Source organism: Spirosoma arcticum, from assembly GCF_054779955.1.
On record NZ_BAAGXG010000015.1, the window covers coordinates 41,242 to 55,112 of the forward strand.

11 protein-coding genes are annotated in these 13,871 nt (G+C 52.5%); 1 reads left to right on the plus strand and 10 read right to left on the minus strand.

Going from position 1 to position 13,871, the window contains the following annotated elements; translation table 11 throughout:
- Window positions 1–19 precede the first annotated feature (19 nt).
- Entirely contained in the window at window positions 20–2,359 is a 2,340-nt protein-coding gene (locus ACYVHB_RS25780; protein WP_461054704.1) for a TonB-dependent siderophore receptor, read from the minus strand.
- Between the two features lie 861 nt (window positions 2,360–3,220).
- On the opposite strand from ACYVHB_RS25780, the gene ACYVHB_RS25785 reads away from it, so the two are divergent.
- Entirely contained in the window at window positions 3,221–4,243 is a 1,023-nt protein-coding gene (locus ACYVHB_RS25785; protein WP_461054705.1) for an alkaline phosphatase D family protein, read from the plus strand.
- Window positions 4,244–4,696: 453 nt separating this feature from the next.
- On the opposite strand, the gene ACYVHB_RS25790 is transcribed toward ACYVHB_RS25785, so the two are convergent.
- The 9 genes from ACYVHB_RS25790 to ACYVHB_RS25830 form a co-directional block, all read right to left on the minus strand.
- Window positions 4,697–5,851 carry a chromate transporter gene (locus tag ACYVHB_RS25790; RefSeq protein WP_461054706.1) on the minus strand — a complete coding sequence of 385 codons (1,155 nt, stop codon included), beginning with the start codon at window positions 5,849–5,851 and terminating at the stop codon, window positions 4,697–4,699.
- Window positions 5,852–5,938: 87 nt separating this feature from the next.
- The gene (locus tag ACYVHB_RS25795) at window positions 5,939–6,748 is read right to left on the minus strand and encodes a hypothetical protein (protein WP_461054707.1); all 810 of its coding nucleotides are present in this window, start codon (window positions 6,746–6,748) and stop codon (window positions 5,939–5,941) included.
- A 51-nt stretch (window positions 6,749–6,799) separates the two neighbouring features.
- Window positions 6,800–7,813: a DUF1259 domain-containing protein gene (locus tag ACYVHB_RS25800; RefSeq protein ID WP_461054708.1), complete on the minus strand. Its 1,014-nt coding sequence runs from the start codon at window positions 7,811–7,813 to the stop codon at window positions 6,800–6,802.
- Window positions 7,814–7,919: 106 nt separating this feature from the next.
- The gene (locus ACYVHB_RS25805; protein WP_461054709.1) at window positions 7,920–8,777 is read right to left on the minus strand and encodes a chromate resistance protein ChrB domain-containing protein; all 858 of its coding nucleotides are present in this window, start codon (window positions 8,775–8,777) and stop codon (window positions 7,920–7,922) included.
- 1,176 nt (window positions 8,778–9,953) lie between these two features.
- Window positions 9,954–10,283: an NAD(P)H-binding protein gene (locus tag ACYVHB_RS25810; RefSeq protein ID WP_461054710.1), complete on the minus strand. Its 330-nt coding sequence runs from the start codon at window positions 10,281–10,283 to the stop codon at window positions 9,954–9,956.
- A gap of 148 nt (window positions 10,284–10,431) precedes the next feature.
- Window positions 10,432–11,346: a helix-turn-helix domain-containing protein gene (locus tag ACYVHB_RS25815; protein WP_461054711.1), complete on the minus strand. Its 915-nt coding sequence runs from the start codon at window positions 11,344–11,346 to the stop codon at window positions 10,432–10,434.
- A 24-nt stretch (window positions 11,347–11,370) separates the two neighbouring features.
- Window positions 11,371–11,643: an MSMEG_0570 family nitrogen starvation response protein gene (locus ACYVHB_RS25820; RefSeq protein WP_461054712.1), complete on the minus strand. Its 273-nt coding sequence runs from the start codon at window positions 11,641–11,643 to the stop codon at window positions 11,371–11,373.
- Window positions 11,636–12,601: a sll0787 family AIR synthase-like protein gene (locus tag ACYVHB_RS25825; RefSeq protein ID WP_461054713.1), complete on the minus strand. Its 966-nt coding sequence runs from the start codon at window positions 12,599–12,601 to the stop codon at window positions 11,636–11,638. Before ACYVHB_RS25825 ends, ACYVHB_RS25820 begins: the two co-directional genes overlap by 8 nt.
- A 3-nt stretch (window positions 12,602–12,604) precedes the next feature.
- Window positions 12,605–13,870, minus strand: coding sequence for an MSMEG_0569 family flavin-dependent oxidoreductase (locus ACYVHB_RS25830; RefSeq protein WP_461054714.1), 1,266 nt, complete (start codon window positions 13,868–13,870; stop codon window positions 12,605–12,607).
- Window position 13,871 lies beyond the last annotated feature (1 nt).

Genomic DNA, 13,871 nt, shown 5'->3' on the forward strand with positions numbered 1-13,871 from the left:
ACTGGCAGTTAAGCGTGAATCAGAACGTATAGGCGATGCTCGTCAGATAATTACGCGGTGCGCCAGGGAAGTTGCGTTCGAAGTTGTAGCCACCCGTAAAGTGCGCTTTGTTGGTTAGGTTGTTGGCATTGACCGATAGCCGCACCTGCTGAATCTGGTAGTAGGCCATGGCGTTGAACACTACGTAACCCGGCAGGATGACCGATACCAGTTGTGCGTCGCGAAAGCCATTGCGCACCGAGTTGTGGCTGTGGCCGAGGGCGAAACCCAGTCCGTTGAGCTTGCCCGTCAGCGTGTACTTAATCCACGACGTGCTGGCGTGGCGAGGGGCGTTTTCTTTGGTCAGGCCTACCAGCCGCTCGTTGTTGTCGCGGCTGATGATGGCCTCGTTGTAGGCGTAGCCGAGCAGGACACTCAAGTTGGGCAGGAGGTTACCCACGACCTCAAATTCGGCACCACGGGCGCGTTCCTGTCCGCGCTGCGTGACCTGGTCGGGGCGGGCGGGGTTGTTGGCGTTGACCACCACGTTGTCCTGCTCCAGGTTGTAGAGCGACAGGGTGGTCAGCAGCCGCTTGTCGAACCACTCCGATTTAGCGCCCACCTCCAGCAGGCGGCTGGTGATGGGTTTGGGCGGGTTCGCATCCAGGAAGGCCGCGCTGCCTGGTGCAATGACCTGAAAGCCCTGATTGTACGTGGCGTAGAAGTTAGTGCTGGGGGTAAGAGCATACACCAGCCCAAAGCGCGGCAGCAGCGCTGTGGTCTGAATGTCGCGGCCAAAACTGCGGGCCACGGCCGCCGTAGTCGGCACGGTAAACTGCTCCCGGCGCAGGCTCAGCAGCAACTGCCAGCGGTTCCACTTTATTTGGTCCTGCACGTACACGCCGTGCGAACTATAGGCCTGCCGGTTGTCGGCCAGTGAGCGGAACGAATAGACGTACTTAGCCACGTCGCGGGGCTGAAAGGTAGGCTGATTCAGGTTTATGTTGAAGGCCGAGTTGGCAAACTTTTCGCTGAAGTTGTAGTCGTAGCCCGCATAGTCGTAGCCACCCAGCAGCAGGTGTTCTACCCCGCTGGTGCGCGTTTGCCAGGTCAGGTAAATATTGGCATTGTCGTTGACGTAGTTGACGATGCGGTCGGTGTAACTGAGCTGAATCGAGTCGCGGGTGATGTAGCGCTGGAAGCGGTGTTCGGTCAGGGTCTGGTCTTCGCGGAAGCGCATGTACGCTACGTTCAGGTTCAGGCCCCGCGACAGGTTCTGGCTCCACGATAGAGCCGCCGAAAATATCTTCGGGTTCAGCCGGTCGCCGGGTTGGGTGAGATTGAAATTGATGGGTGTGGCCAGCAGGTTCTGTTCGCCCCGGAAGACGGTCCGGCCCCGGTCGAGCACGGTGTTGATGTCCTGTACGGTCAGATCGAAGTTGATGCGGGTTTTAGCGTTGGGCACGAACGAGATGGACGGGGCTACGACCAGCGTTTTAAAATCCACATAGTCGCGAAACGAGCCGGAGTTTTCGTAGCCCAGGTTCAGCCGGTAAAGCAGCGTCTTCTGCTCGTTGAGCGGACCGGTGAAGTCGGCCGTAGCGCGGGTGGTCTTGAAGCTGCCCAGACTCAACTGCACATTCGCCCGCGTTTCGTCGAGGGGTTTTTTGGTGACCATGTTGATGGTGCCGCCGGGATTGGCGTTGCCGAACATGGCCGAAGCCGGACCTTTAATAAACTCAACGCGCTCGATGTTGACCAGCAGCGGGCTGGTCCAGAAATTACCCGCCCAGCGCAGACCGTTGAGCAGCCGGTTGTCCGACGACCGAAACCCCCGAATCGTGATGTCGTCATAAACCGAAAACTGATTCACGCCCGCTACGCTCTTGGTTACGTCCTGCAACCGGTACGACTGCTGGTCAAGAATCAGTTCCTTTGTCACAGTCGAAATCGCCTGCGGAATGTCTTTAACCGGCACCTGCGTTTTTAGGGCAAACGAATAATCGTTTTTATACGTCGTTTCCTTACGGCCCGTTACTTCCACAGTCTGTAACTGCTTCACCGCCGTAGCGATGCGGTAACTAACCTGGGTGACCTGCTCACCCACCACAGTGATATTCTCGCGCAGGGTTTCAAACCCAACGCCTGATGCCTGGAGCGTGTACGAACCGGGCTTTATGTCTTTAAGGAAAAATTTGCCTTCCCCGTCAGTGGTAGTTCCGATACGACTCCCTTTCAGCGTAATCGATACAAAAGGGGCTGGTTGGCCGTCGGTGGTTAGAATATTCCCTTGAATATTGGTACGGGCTGACGAGTCGATTTGGGCATGACTGACACCCGACATCAGTAGAAGAATGAGCAGGTACAAGACTCGTTTCATACTCGTTGTGTAATGAGCTGGTTTGTTTATAGCGAACGGGCTAGCGGCTTACAGCGATAGATGCCACTAATCGCACAGGTGGTTTCCTCCGATTGCAGAGCAAATTTGAAGCTTATTCAGAAAGATTCAAAATAAACGGGGCAATTATTTGGAATCTTTCTGAATAAGCCACTTTTGCGCTTTGCTTAAAGCGCACAGTTTTCACGACGCGGATTTTTGGTGATTTCACTTTTTAAAGCGCCTGGCCGTTTCGATGAGCACAGAAAGGGTATAAGCTTAAAGCCTTCAACGCCCATGTTCGCCCGTACTGGAGCATTGAGAATGGGCTACATTAATGGTTGAATGTAGTGTTTGGCGAAGACCAGCAGCGGGTACGCCTAGGGCAGGCGGCTGACAACATGGCTACCACCCGCAAGTTAGCTTTGCAGCTAAAGAATCGAGTGGACGACAAAGAAAGTATCAAAAATCGACGCAAGCGAGCCGGATGGGATGATAACTATCTTAGGCTCATCGTCAACTAAGTTAAGTGCGTTTAACCTGATTACCCTTTCCTATCCTGGCTAGCTGTTAATTTTTATGCTTATTGTCGTCCGCGATACCCGTTAGGAGCCAACAGCACCACTTGAGGTAGCTAGGGGGAAATGTACGGAACAACAGTAGCTGGCCGGATAATTCGTCGGAGATCGAACTCCCGGCCAAAAATAGCCAGGCATCGTCTCTGGATTCTTTTTTTCCTTCGGTAAAGACTCCCAGTAAATCCATTTGGCCAACGGTAAAGGCTTTGTTAACAAATCTTGATGTTTGATTTGTTTAGGACTCTCTGCTCTACTTTTGCCCCATCATCGATTCTGTCTTGTATACATGAAAATTTTTGTTGCCCTTAGTATGTTAGGCTTTGTCATGCTGGCTAGATGCCAGACAACCAGTCCCAAAGGGGCAACGGCCCAACGTCATCAGCCCATTACCACCATTGCCTTCGGCTCGTGCAGCGATCAGAAACGACCCCAACCCTTATGGGACGATATTTTGGCCCAAAAACCTGACGTATGGATTTGGCTTGGGGATAACGTCTACGGGGACACTGAAAGCATGGATACATTAAGAGCCAAGTACGACCGGCAAAAAGCAAATCCCGTCTACCAGCAGTTACGGCAGTCGGCATCGGTGATTGGGGTGTGGGATGACCATGACTACGGCGTAAATGACGGGGGCAAGGAGTATCCACGTCGAGCCGAAAGCCAGCAGTTGATGCTGAACTTCCTGGATGTACCCACTGACAGTCCGCTTCGTAAACAAGAGGGTGCGTATTCAGCCCACACGTATGGCCCCAAAGGGCAACGGGTAAAAGTCATTCTACTGGATGGTCGTTATTTTCGGGATTCACTAAAGAAGAATGGCCGGGATAATGTTCCCGATGCGTCGGGCGATATGCTGGGCGAAGCGCAGTGGCAATGGTTAACGCAGCAACTGACGGACTCCGATGCTGAGGTTCACCTGGTTGGCTGCGGCATTCAGTTTCTGCCCGAAGAGCATCCTTACGAGAAATGGGCTAATTTTCCCGCGTCGCGCCAGCGGTTGTTGGATTTACTGAGCAAAACGAAGCCTAAAGGGGTGGTACTGATGAGTGGTGACCGGCACATTGCCGAAATCTCCAGAATAAGTGTTCCAGGATTGGATTATGACCTTTATGATATTACCAGCAGCGGGTTAACACACGTTTCCAAACCCCACGAAGAACCAAATCGCCACCGCGTTGGCGAGATGGTAGCCAAATTGAATTATGGTTTAGTCACCATCAACTGGAACAGCAAGCCACTAACCGCTACCATTCGGATTAACGGTGACGATCAGTCAACGTACCTGACTCAGCAAATCCGCTTTTGACAAGACTCACCGGTCATAAGCAAAAATGGAGTAATTTTCGACGGACAGTACTGGTCAGCTTCATAAAGGTAAGAAGTAGCTCAAAACACCCTCATAAAGCTTCTGGTGGATGTTGCGTACCACCTTCCTTATGTGACACCAATGGTTATTCCGTACACGCTTCCCTTCTACTCCAACCGGCTGATTTCGGCCAATAAAAGGGTAACTAATGCTATTTATCGGACTATGTAAACAACTGTCGGCTACTGATTTGTCTCAAAATAAACCGTCAATAAAATCGTTCAGGAAACCCTCCGAAAAATTTCAGTACAAGAGAGGGGAATGAAATAGATTTTTATTCCCTTTCCAATCGACTATACCGAAAGAAACAATTTGTCAAAAAGCGCTGCCAGTCGAACCTAAGCGCGGCTTTTTAGGGTCAACTACTATTGGGCTAAAATCACCGCTTTGAACTCATAAAAACCGCCGCAATACCAACCCAATCAACGCTGCCCCGCCAATGACGGCCAGTTCCGGTAATTTTTTGAAGCGGTACAGCAACCCAACCGTCAGCAGAGCCAGTGTAATGGCTGGTAGATCGGTCAGTTGCCGACGGGCCAGTACGACCACCGCACCGGCAATGGCCCCTATAGCGGCTGCGGTTACGCCGTCCACGAACGCCTTAACGCCCGGATGCTTACCCCACCGCTTGAAGTAAGGCGCGGGCAAAACCGTCAGTACGTAGCAAGGCAGGAACGTGGCTAATGCCGCTACGCAGGCACCGGGGAGTCCGGCGACAAGGTAGCCAATAAACGCCACGGTGATTACAACCGGACCAGGGGTAATCATAGCCACCGCCACCGCATCCAAAAACTGCTGCTCGGTGAGCCAGCCGTATTCCTTCACTACCCCGCCGTAGAGAAACGGCACGATGGCCAACCCACTGCCGAACACGAACGCTCCTGCTTTAGCGAAGAAAATGGCTATTTTCCACAGTAGCGAGTCGGACGGTAAAGCCAGTACTTGAGGTAGCAGCGGGGCCAGACTACTACCCACACTGGGCCGAATAAACGAAGGAGGGGCTTTTACCAGCCAATAGACAACACCGGAGAGCAAAACCAACCATAAAAGTTCTGATTCGGTGATGGCTGTGGCTAAGGCCGAAGCACCGAACAGCACCCACGCCAGCGAATCGTTCCCGACCGTCTTAGTGGTTAACTTATACGTACCAACGGCAATGATACCGATCACGGCCGCTCCAATGCCGTAGAAAATCGCCTGCATCCAAGGCAGTCCGCCAAACTCTACGTAGGCCCAACCGATCGCCAGTACCATTACGAACGAAGGCAGCACGAACGACACGCCCGTTACCGTTGCTCCCCAAATGCCGTAATGCACGTAGCCGAGGTAAATGGCTAATTGAGCCGCCAGCGGACCGGGAGCGAGTTGCGCCAGCGCCAGCCCTTCGCGGTAGTCGGCCTCCGCGATCCAGCCCCGGTTAGCCACCAGGTCGCGGTGCATGGCACTCACCAGCGCGGGCGGGCCACCAAAGCCGGTTGTACCCAGCCCGAGGAAATAGCCTGTCAGTTGCCGGAGCGAATAAGCGGGAGTGATCAAGTCGGAATTCATGGGAATAATGAATTAGCTCAGAGATTCAGCCACTATATCAGCTTGATGACCAACGCCCGGTTTTTGAGTTGCCAGGCCGACAGGAGCCTAAAAACTGGTAGCCAGCATCAGGCCGTACTGGAAGCCCGGTCCCCGTTTAGCTACGCCCAGGATTTTTCCGTCGTACCAGTAGGCCCCCACTTCGGGTAGCAGGGCAACAGTGGGTCGGATATCTTTTTTGAACCCAAGCGATATTCCTCCAATATTGACAAAATTAGCTTTTGCCCCCTCGGTAGCGGTCGGGATGCCGAGGTGAACGTAGCGGCCCATGATCGTCAGCACCGTCGAGCCGCCCAGATGGTACGAGTTCAGCAGGGCTACGTTTGGGCTGTAAGCCAGTCGATTGCGGTCTTCGATCAGCACGTGCGCTCCGCCTAATCCCAGCACCAACCCCCAATCGACCTTGCTGGTGGGTTGGGTAAAGCAGAATTTGGCGTCTAAATTGACGCCGAAACCTGGTCCAACCGTGGCGAAAGGCAACGGAATGGGAGCCAGCCGAAGGCCCGCATCTAATCCCTTCGCCAACCCCAGCCGAAAACCCGCGTGCGGAATGGTGAAAAACGCACTGGTTTTTTGTGGATCGCCCAAGAATACAACCTGCCCACCCATACCGGCCGCAAAGCCAATCTTTTTAGGCGGTAGCGTCCGGGCCGTACCAAAATTAACAACCCAGAACTGAGGTTTTTTGGGGCGCTGCGGAGCCATTGCCATTGGCCGTGTCGGAGTAGCCGCCACGTGGGGTGGGGTTTCTGGTAATAAATTGGACCAGGTAAAAGCCGTGGCGGTGGAGAACCCGGTCGAAACAAACAGCAGAATAAGGAAGGCGTAAGCGGCAGAACAGTTTGGCGAAAAAAGCATAGCGAGTAGAATGGATTGGATTCCGTTAAATTTGGTTGCGTGGGTAACCGCTTAATGTTTCATGCCATCGCTACTGATCCCCTTCGCCCCCCGCCCCAACTGATCGAGGGCGGCCCGAAAACCTTTGGCTAAGTCCGTGGCCGGGCCGCGTCCGTAATAGTGGAGAAAGACCGTGCGCGGCTGTTCGCCCAGCATGTGGTGATGCAGGGCCACGACTTCGAGTTTGTTTTGCCGCAACACCTTCACCACGTCGTTGACTTCGTGTTCGAGCATGGCGATGTCGCCCGCTACGTGGGCGTCGGCCTGTTTGCCAGCGAATGAGGCCCACGAGTTCATCCCGATAGCGGCCGTCATCGCGGCCCCCATCGCCACAATCGATACGTCGACGCGCCCAACGGTATATTTGTAGGTGGGTCCGTTGACTACGCCTTTGTACTTAACCAGTTCGTCCAGAGCGGGCAGGTTAAAGAGTTCCTGGCCCGTCGGGGCCGCGTTGGTCGGGGTGGCATTGTTTCCTGCGGCAGGAGCGCCTGTTGGCGCCGTACCCGGCTGGTTGGCTGGGAATAACTTCGTGTTCCGAATGGCCTGCGCGTACTTTCCGGCTAATTCGCCCGTGTCGCCCATGCCGTGCAGGTGCATATAAAAGATGCGCGGCTGCTCGTAAAAAAAGTGATTGTGAATGGCTCCCACTTCCAGCCCGGCCGCGTGCGTGGTATCAATCAGCGGATTGACCTCAGCTTCCAGCAGGACTGTATCGCTCATCATGACCGTCTGTTTGCCGTCGAGCGTTTTCTTGAAGGCCACCCAGCCCCCGAAGCCAAACGAAATCGGGACTGCTTCGCCCTTTACGGTTACCTTCAGGTCGTTGCGGGGTAATGGTACGGAATAGGTGGCCTGCGCTTGATTGTAAGTGCCTTTTTTGCCGAGCGTAGCGGCAATGGCTTCCTGCTCCGGTGGCGTTAGGTCGGGCGTTTTAAGGGCGATCCCTGATGGGTTTACCGGCGCACCGCAGATTGGAAGGGTGCTGGCTACGGCTGCGGTTTGTAGAAAATGACGTCGTTTCATGAAAACTTGTTAAGGTCAGTCTGACGTTAAGTTAATCTGGCAGAAGATACTGCCCAGTTTTTTGCGGCAAGGATACGCCCGTTATCAACCCTAAAATAGAACCGATTTAACCTTTTGTATGGGCTTTACCTTTTCGTTTACTTTTCCGGTATTCAGAAGGGTTCTGGCCGGTCTGCTTTTTGAAGATCCGGGTGAAATGGCTCTGATCAGAAAAGCCCGTCAGGTAGGCGATTTGGGTGAGTGTGTAGGTCGTTGTATCCAGCAGGTGCAGGGCTTTTTCGATGCGTAGCTTGCGGATGTATTCGCCGAACGAGAGGTCATCAAAATAGCGGGCGAAAGCACGGGAAACATAGGCGGGGTTGACGGTCAGACTTTCGGATAGTTCAGTCAGGCTCAGGGTTAAGTTGGTATCAATCTGGTCCTGAATGGCTTCTTTTAGTTCGCCCACCCAAGCCGGGATCTTTCGTTTATCCGATGGCGCTAAGTGGCGGTGCAACACGGCCAGCAACAGTTGTTCGGTGGGGCTTTGCGTGTGCCGGACCGACTGCAGGTGTTTGGCCCAACTGTAGAGTGCATCGTAGATCACCAGCCCCTGCGCCAGTAGCTGGTGATCATCCCCGATGTTGAAGGCCAGCCCCGCCGAGATTGCCCATAACCCCGCCGACTGGGCCGCCAGGCTATGCTCGTCGGTGTCGGCTCCCCGCACGATGGGCGCAATTAAGTGCAGGGCGGGGTCGGTCAGGGCGTGTTTTTGCAGAAAATAATCGAACGTGCAACGGTCTGCGTAATGGGTGTATTCGATGCCCGGCACGTCAAACGGGATAGCTCCCAAAACTTCGGCTCGCCTTAAAACGTCGGCTTCTTCAACGAAGTGAATCGTTGCCGATGGGTCAATAAAGCGGAGAATGAGCCAGGGGCATGCCAGTCGGTCAATCTTAGGTCGTTCGCGCGTGATCCACTGCATTCGTCAGGTGGGTTTAATGAATCCCTTCGCAAAGGTACACCCGTCAACAGTCCCGCCGTGAACAGCAGCGTTTCTCCACCGGGGACAATCAGGCCGAGCAGAAGCCCGTCTCGATAAACACCAGAGCGGCAATAAGGGTGGTACCACCCCACTCCAACCAGGCCGTGTTTAACAATAAAATACGTAGGGGATAATTTTTCATACCGTTGTTTAAGGGCAGCTGCACCCGTTGATTCGGGCAAAACAAGGACAAGAATCTGAAGCATTCCTGAAGTTGGGCCGGTATGGCGTTCCACTGATGGTTTACTGTATTTGGTTCTTCAGAATAGCGTCAGAATCAGCCCGTAGGTTTGCATCGGTTATCGTATCAACTCACCACTATAACGCGTGGAAATAGTCTGTTTGCAAGCCCCTTTGGTTGGTCCTTCGTGGCGCTTACGCCCGCCCTGACCACAGCAATCACCCCACCGGTTACTGTAAGTACTCCGGATTGGGCTACGATTAAATACTTCAGTAGTAACACGTATTTAGATAAAGTAGTGATTATTGGCGTACAGTACCGCTCCGTTTCCCCCAAGTAAAAATAGCTCGATAACCTCTCATAAGCCTTCTGGTAAAAGTTATGTCGCGTTTTCTTTACGCCACTTACCTGTTTATATCCGTACAGGCTCCCCTCCTACTCTACCGGTCGTTTTCGGTCAATAGATGGGTAGCTGGCGCCATTTAATGAACTCGTTATTTTGCTATCAATGAATGGGTTGTGTTACGATCAGCTACTGTTAAAAATCGTTCAGGAGACCCTCCGATTCCGGCCGGGACTGGCCAGGATGTGAAAGGGGGATTAAGCGGATTTTTTATTCCCTTTCCAACTAACTGTACCGAAAGAATCATCCCGCTGAAAAGCCGCGCCAGCAGAAGCTGGACTCGGCTTTTTGATTCAGTTTAGTGTGCCGACGAAAGTACCTGAAACAGCGTCAAAAGAAGTGCTTACCGAACTGTGTCAGCGGGGCTAATCGGAGCGATGGGGCTTGATGCGTGCTGCTTCGGGCCGGTTCCCAAACAACCGAACCAACTCAAAGCAGCACACACGGAGCCGTCAAGCAGCTTGAGCAACAGTCATCGGCACAGTAGACTCGACCTTCAACAGAGTCCAATATGCCATTGATTTTGAGCAGTTTACCTGGCCTTCTTTGACAATAGGGGTGCTTTGTGGACAAAATCGTTCGTCGATAAGCAATCGACCATAAACATCGCCAGTCGCTTGCGGCTAATGCTGAACGGAGATGGGGTCTTGCCGTAGGAAATCTGTAGTTCTTTTGTCTCTTCCTTGTTGTTGAGCGCCACCGGTCTGGCAATGACCCAGTCCAGACCGGACTCCATCGACAGGGACTCTTGCGCGTCGTGGTCGGCGAAGGTAATTTTAAAGTTGGTCAGCTTGATCATCAGGCGCATGAACCAGGGTGTGAGGGGCCGCGAATCGCCCGCGCCGGCAAAGGAAAGCGTCACAATTCGTTTATGGAAAAATCAAAAAAACCGGCTGTTATGGCCGACTGCCCGATCCGAAACGGATTGACCCGGGTTGATAACAAGTGGTCGATCCTGGCCAATCCGTTTCTTACCGTTTGACATCCTCCCCGTTGGACGAATTACCCCGTCAGCTGATCGACCCAAGCCTACTACTGGCTCGTTTTACCCGTCTGATTTCTGCTCCACGAAATTCTCTCGGCGTCACGCCAGCCTGCTTTTTGAAGAATTTGGTGAAGTAGGATGTGTCTTCAAAATTGAGGTTGTAGGCGATTTCGGCAACGGTTAAGTCCAGATTTACCAATTGCCGTTTGGCTTCCATGACGATCCGGTTTCGAATGACTTCGCCGGATGAAATACCTATGAGTTGACGGCAGATCGTATTAAGGTAATTAGGCGTTAAGAAAAGCTTTTCTGCATACTCTTTCGGCAGTCGCAACGTGTTATAATTGATCTCAATGAGCCTCTGAAAATTCTTGAGAATGGTATAATTATGAAGGGACGTTTTTTCACTTTTTTCGCCATCACTAAGCCGACTTATCGTGATGAATAATTGGATCAATAAGGCCCGAACCATGTCCAGTCCGAACGTCGCATCCGTCTCGCATTCCTGTAAAAGCGCTTCGAAATAGTGCCTTACGTTTGGTTGGACGTTCTCAGGGATGTCGACAACCGATTCGTCGACAATACCATTAAAAAACGGGAACTGAGGCAGGAAATCGCCACGGGCAATAAACAAATGGAAGAAAGAAGGGGAGAAATTGACAACATAGCCATCGACGTGGCCTTCAAAACTCCAGCTGTGAACTTGACCTGGAATCATGAAGTAAATCTGGTACGGGCGAACCGGAAACGTGTGAAAGTCAATGTCGTGTGTACCACTACCCTCCAGAAACAGAATCAGATGGTAAAAGTCATGCTTATGGGCTAAATGTAAGTTTTTATGGACAGCCAGATACGGAGCAAATCGACTGATCTGGATATCCTTTTGTTTGAAAAGGGATAACGTTTCGATGCTGTATACAGGTATATCCTTCTTTATCATCTATGGCTTCTTGTTAGACAGGAGTTACAGAACGCTTATCCGTTGATCTTTATCATTGATAGCCTCGATTCGCGCTTTTAACCGGGCTAACTCGCCCATCGCCGATGTGCACTCAAAGCCATAGCGTTCGTAAACGCGCTGACTGGCTAGTTGTAAGGCTTCCGAGACCCGCTCGTCAAAATCCTGAACTGACAAAGAATCTCCCGATTTTATATACTGGAGCAGCACCGTGGAGGGTGAATAAATGCTATCCCGCTGTTTGTCCGGCCATTCAATGGGTACGTTAACTTCAGGCATAGTTTGGCTCGCTTATGTTAATTACTGATTTTTCCCCATCCATACAGACCACAATCTCTTGATTATCAATGATATGACCGATTGCATTGCATTGAATATCATGGGATGCAAACAGCCCAATACAAGCATCTTCAGTTCCTGGCTGACAGGTGAACAAATAGCCGAAGCTTGGAAAGCTAATCAGCCATTTTTCCCACTCCACACCATCGGGTCTGGGAATCTGATCCAGGGTCAATTCTGCCCCAATCCCAGCCGCTTTCACAAACATGGCTAGGGTGCCAATGATCCCACCCATGCTGATATCTTTGGCTGCCGCCGAAAGGCCTCGGTTAGCCAGTTCGTACATGAGGTATAAGTTAGCCCGCAGGTGCGCCGGATCAGCCGTCGTCGACGCATTCCAGAAGGGGTAATGCTGGTAATAACTCCCATTCATATCTACGGCCATAAGCAGGGTCTCGGATTGTCGGGCCGCCTTGCTTTCCAACAGTTTCCTCGCCTTACCCAGTATGGAAACCGCCAGGTGCCGACTTTCGGTGTGGTAACACGTATGACCGCCCACGATAGGTACGTTATACGCTTCCGAAGCGGCCATCATACCTTCCCAGATTTGCCTGCCCTGCTCCTGATCTTTCAGCCAAAGTACATCCGTTACAGCCATAGGTAGGCCACCCATCGAGCAGATATCGCTGATATTGACCATAATGGACGAGTATCCCGCGAACCAGGGATCTGCCTCCAGAAAACTCGTAATGATGCCTTCGGACGCAAACAGCAGATGGTCGCCGTGCCCATCGGGAATCACCGCACAATCGTCGCCAAGGAAAATTTGGTGTGACTGCTGATTAAACGGGTCCTGGTAACTGACGTAATCACCCAGGGCTGAATAGGTCTGAGCAATCGTAAGTTTATCGCTTACAGAACGGTTAGCAAGTACCTGATCTACTATACCTTGCAACATAGATTACGCTTCCTTTAAGGCTGGTACTGAGACGGAAGACAGCAGGCTTTTATCGATCGTTTCCAGTAAATGTTCGGCGTCTTTGCCTACCCCCGAGAATCGCGCCGAGCCCCAGGTATTTTGCCAGGTAAGGCCCAAAAAATAGAGGCCGTCTACGTCTGTAACTCCTCGTTGGTGAACCGGCAATCCCCGTTCGTTCAGAACAGGTAGCTTAAGCCACGAATAATCCATCCCAAAGCCGATGCACCAGACTACAGACGTGATGTTGGCATTCTGGAGTGAGAGCGAGGTCACTTCGCTGGCAGGCTCCCAAACCGGTAGGTACGTCGGTTCGGCAGGAGCGTCGAGCTGGTTATCGAGAATGTACTGGTCGATGCGTTTTTTGATGTTTTCCGACACCTTATCGGCGTAGTCCAGGTGCTCTTTCAGATTGGATTCAAAACCCAGTTCCGAACCGGCCACCTCGTTGAGCACGCCATACAGTTTCATGCCTTCGAGGGCGAACTTCCGCAGGTCAATTTCACGGCCTCCATCGCGACCGGTTACGTAGTGATTCGTTTTTTCGCGGACGCTCTCGCCTTCCGGATGTTTGTCGACCGGGATGTCGTAGTACTTCATCTTATCCAGCCATTCCACGACGTCTTTTCCCCGATAGAGCCGTGCACAACGCGGTGCTTTGCCGACGCACAGGTGTACGGTTCGGCCCGCCAGATGAAGATCTTCAGCGATTTGTGCGCCCGACTGCCCGGTGCCTACCACCAGCACGTCGCCTTCGGGCAAGCTTTCGGGATTTTTGTAATGCGCTGAATGAACCTGGGTAATAGACGACGGAAATCTTTCGGCCAGTTTTGGCAAGGGAGCCGAGTGAAAATTACCAATGCAGACCACGACCTGACTCGCGGTGTACATGCCTTCATTGGTCAGGACCGTAAACGATTCCGACAAGGGCTCTTTGGAGACGGCCAATACCTCAACGCCTTCTTTTAAAGGTGGATTAAAGCTGGCGGCATAGCCGTCCAGATACGCCACAATGTCATCCTTAACCATAAAGCCGTAGGGATTATTGCCGGGGTAGGGGTAACCGGGCAGGTTGCACTGCCAGTTGGGCGTGACCAGACAGAAGGTGTCCCAGCGGTAGCTGCTCCAGGAATCGGCGATTCGTTTTTTCTCGAACACGACATGGTCAATCCCTTTCCGTTTCAGCAGATAGCTCATGGAAAGGCCAGCCTGTCCCGCGCCAATAACGATTACTTCATATTGGGTTTTCATA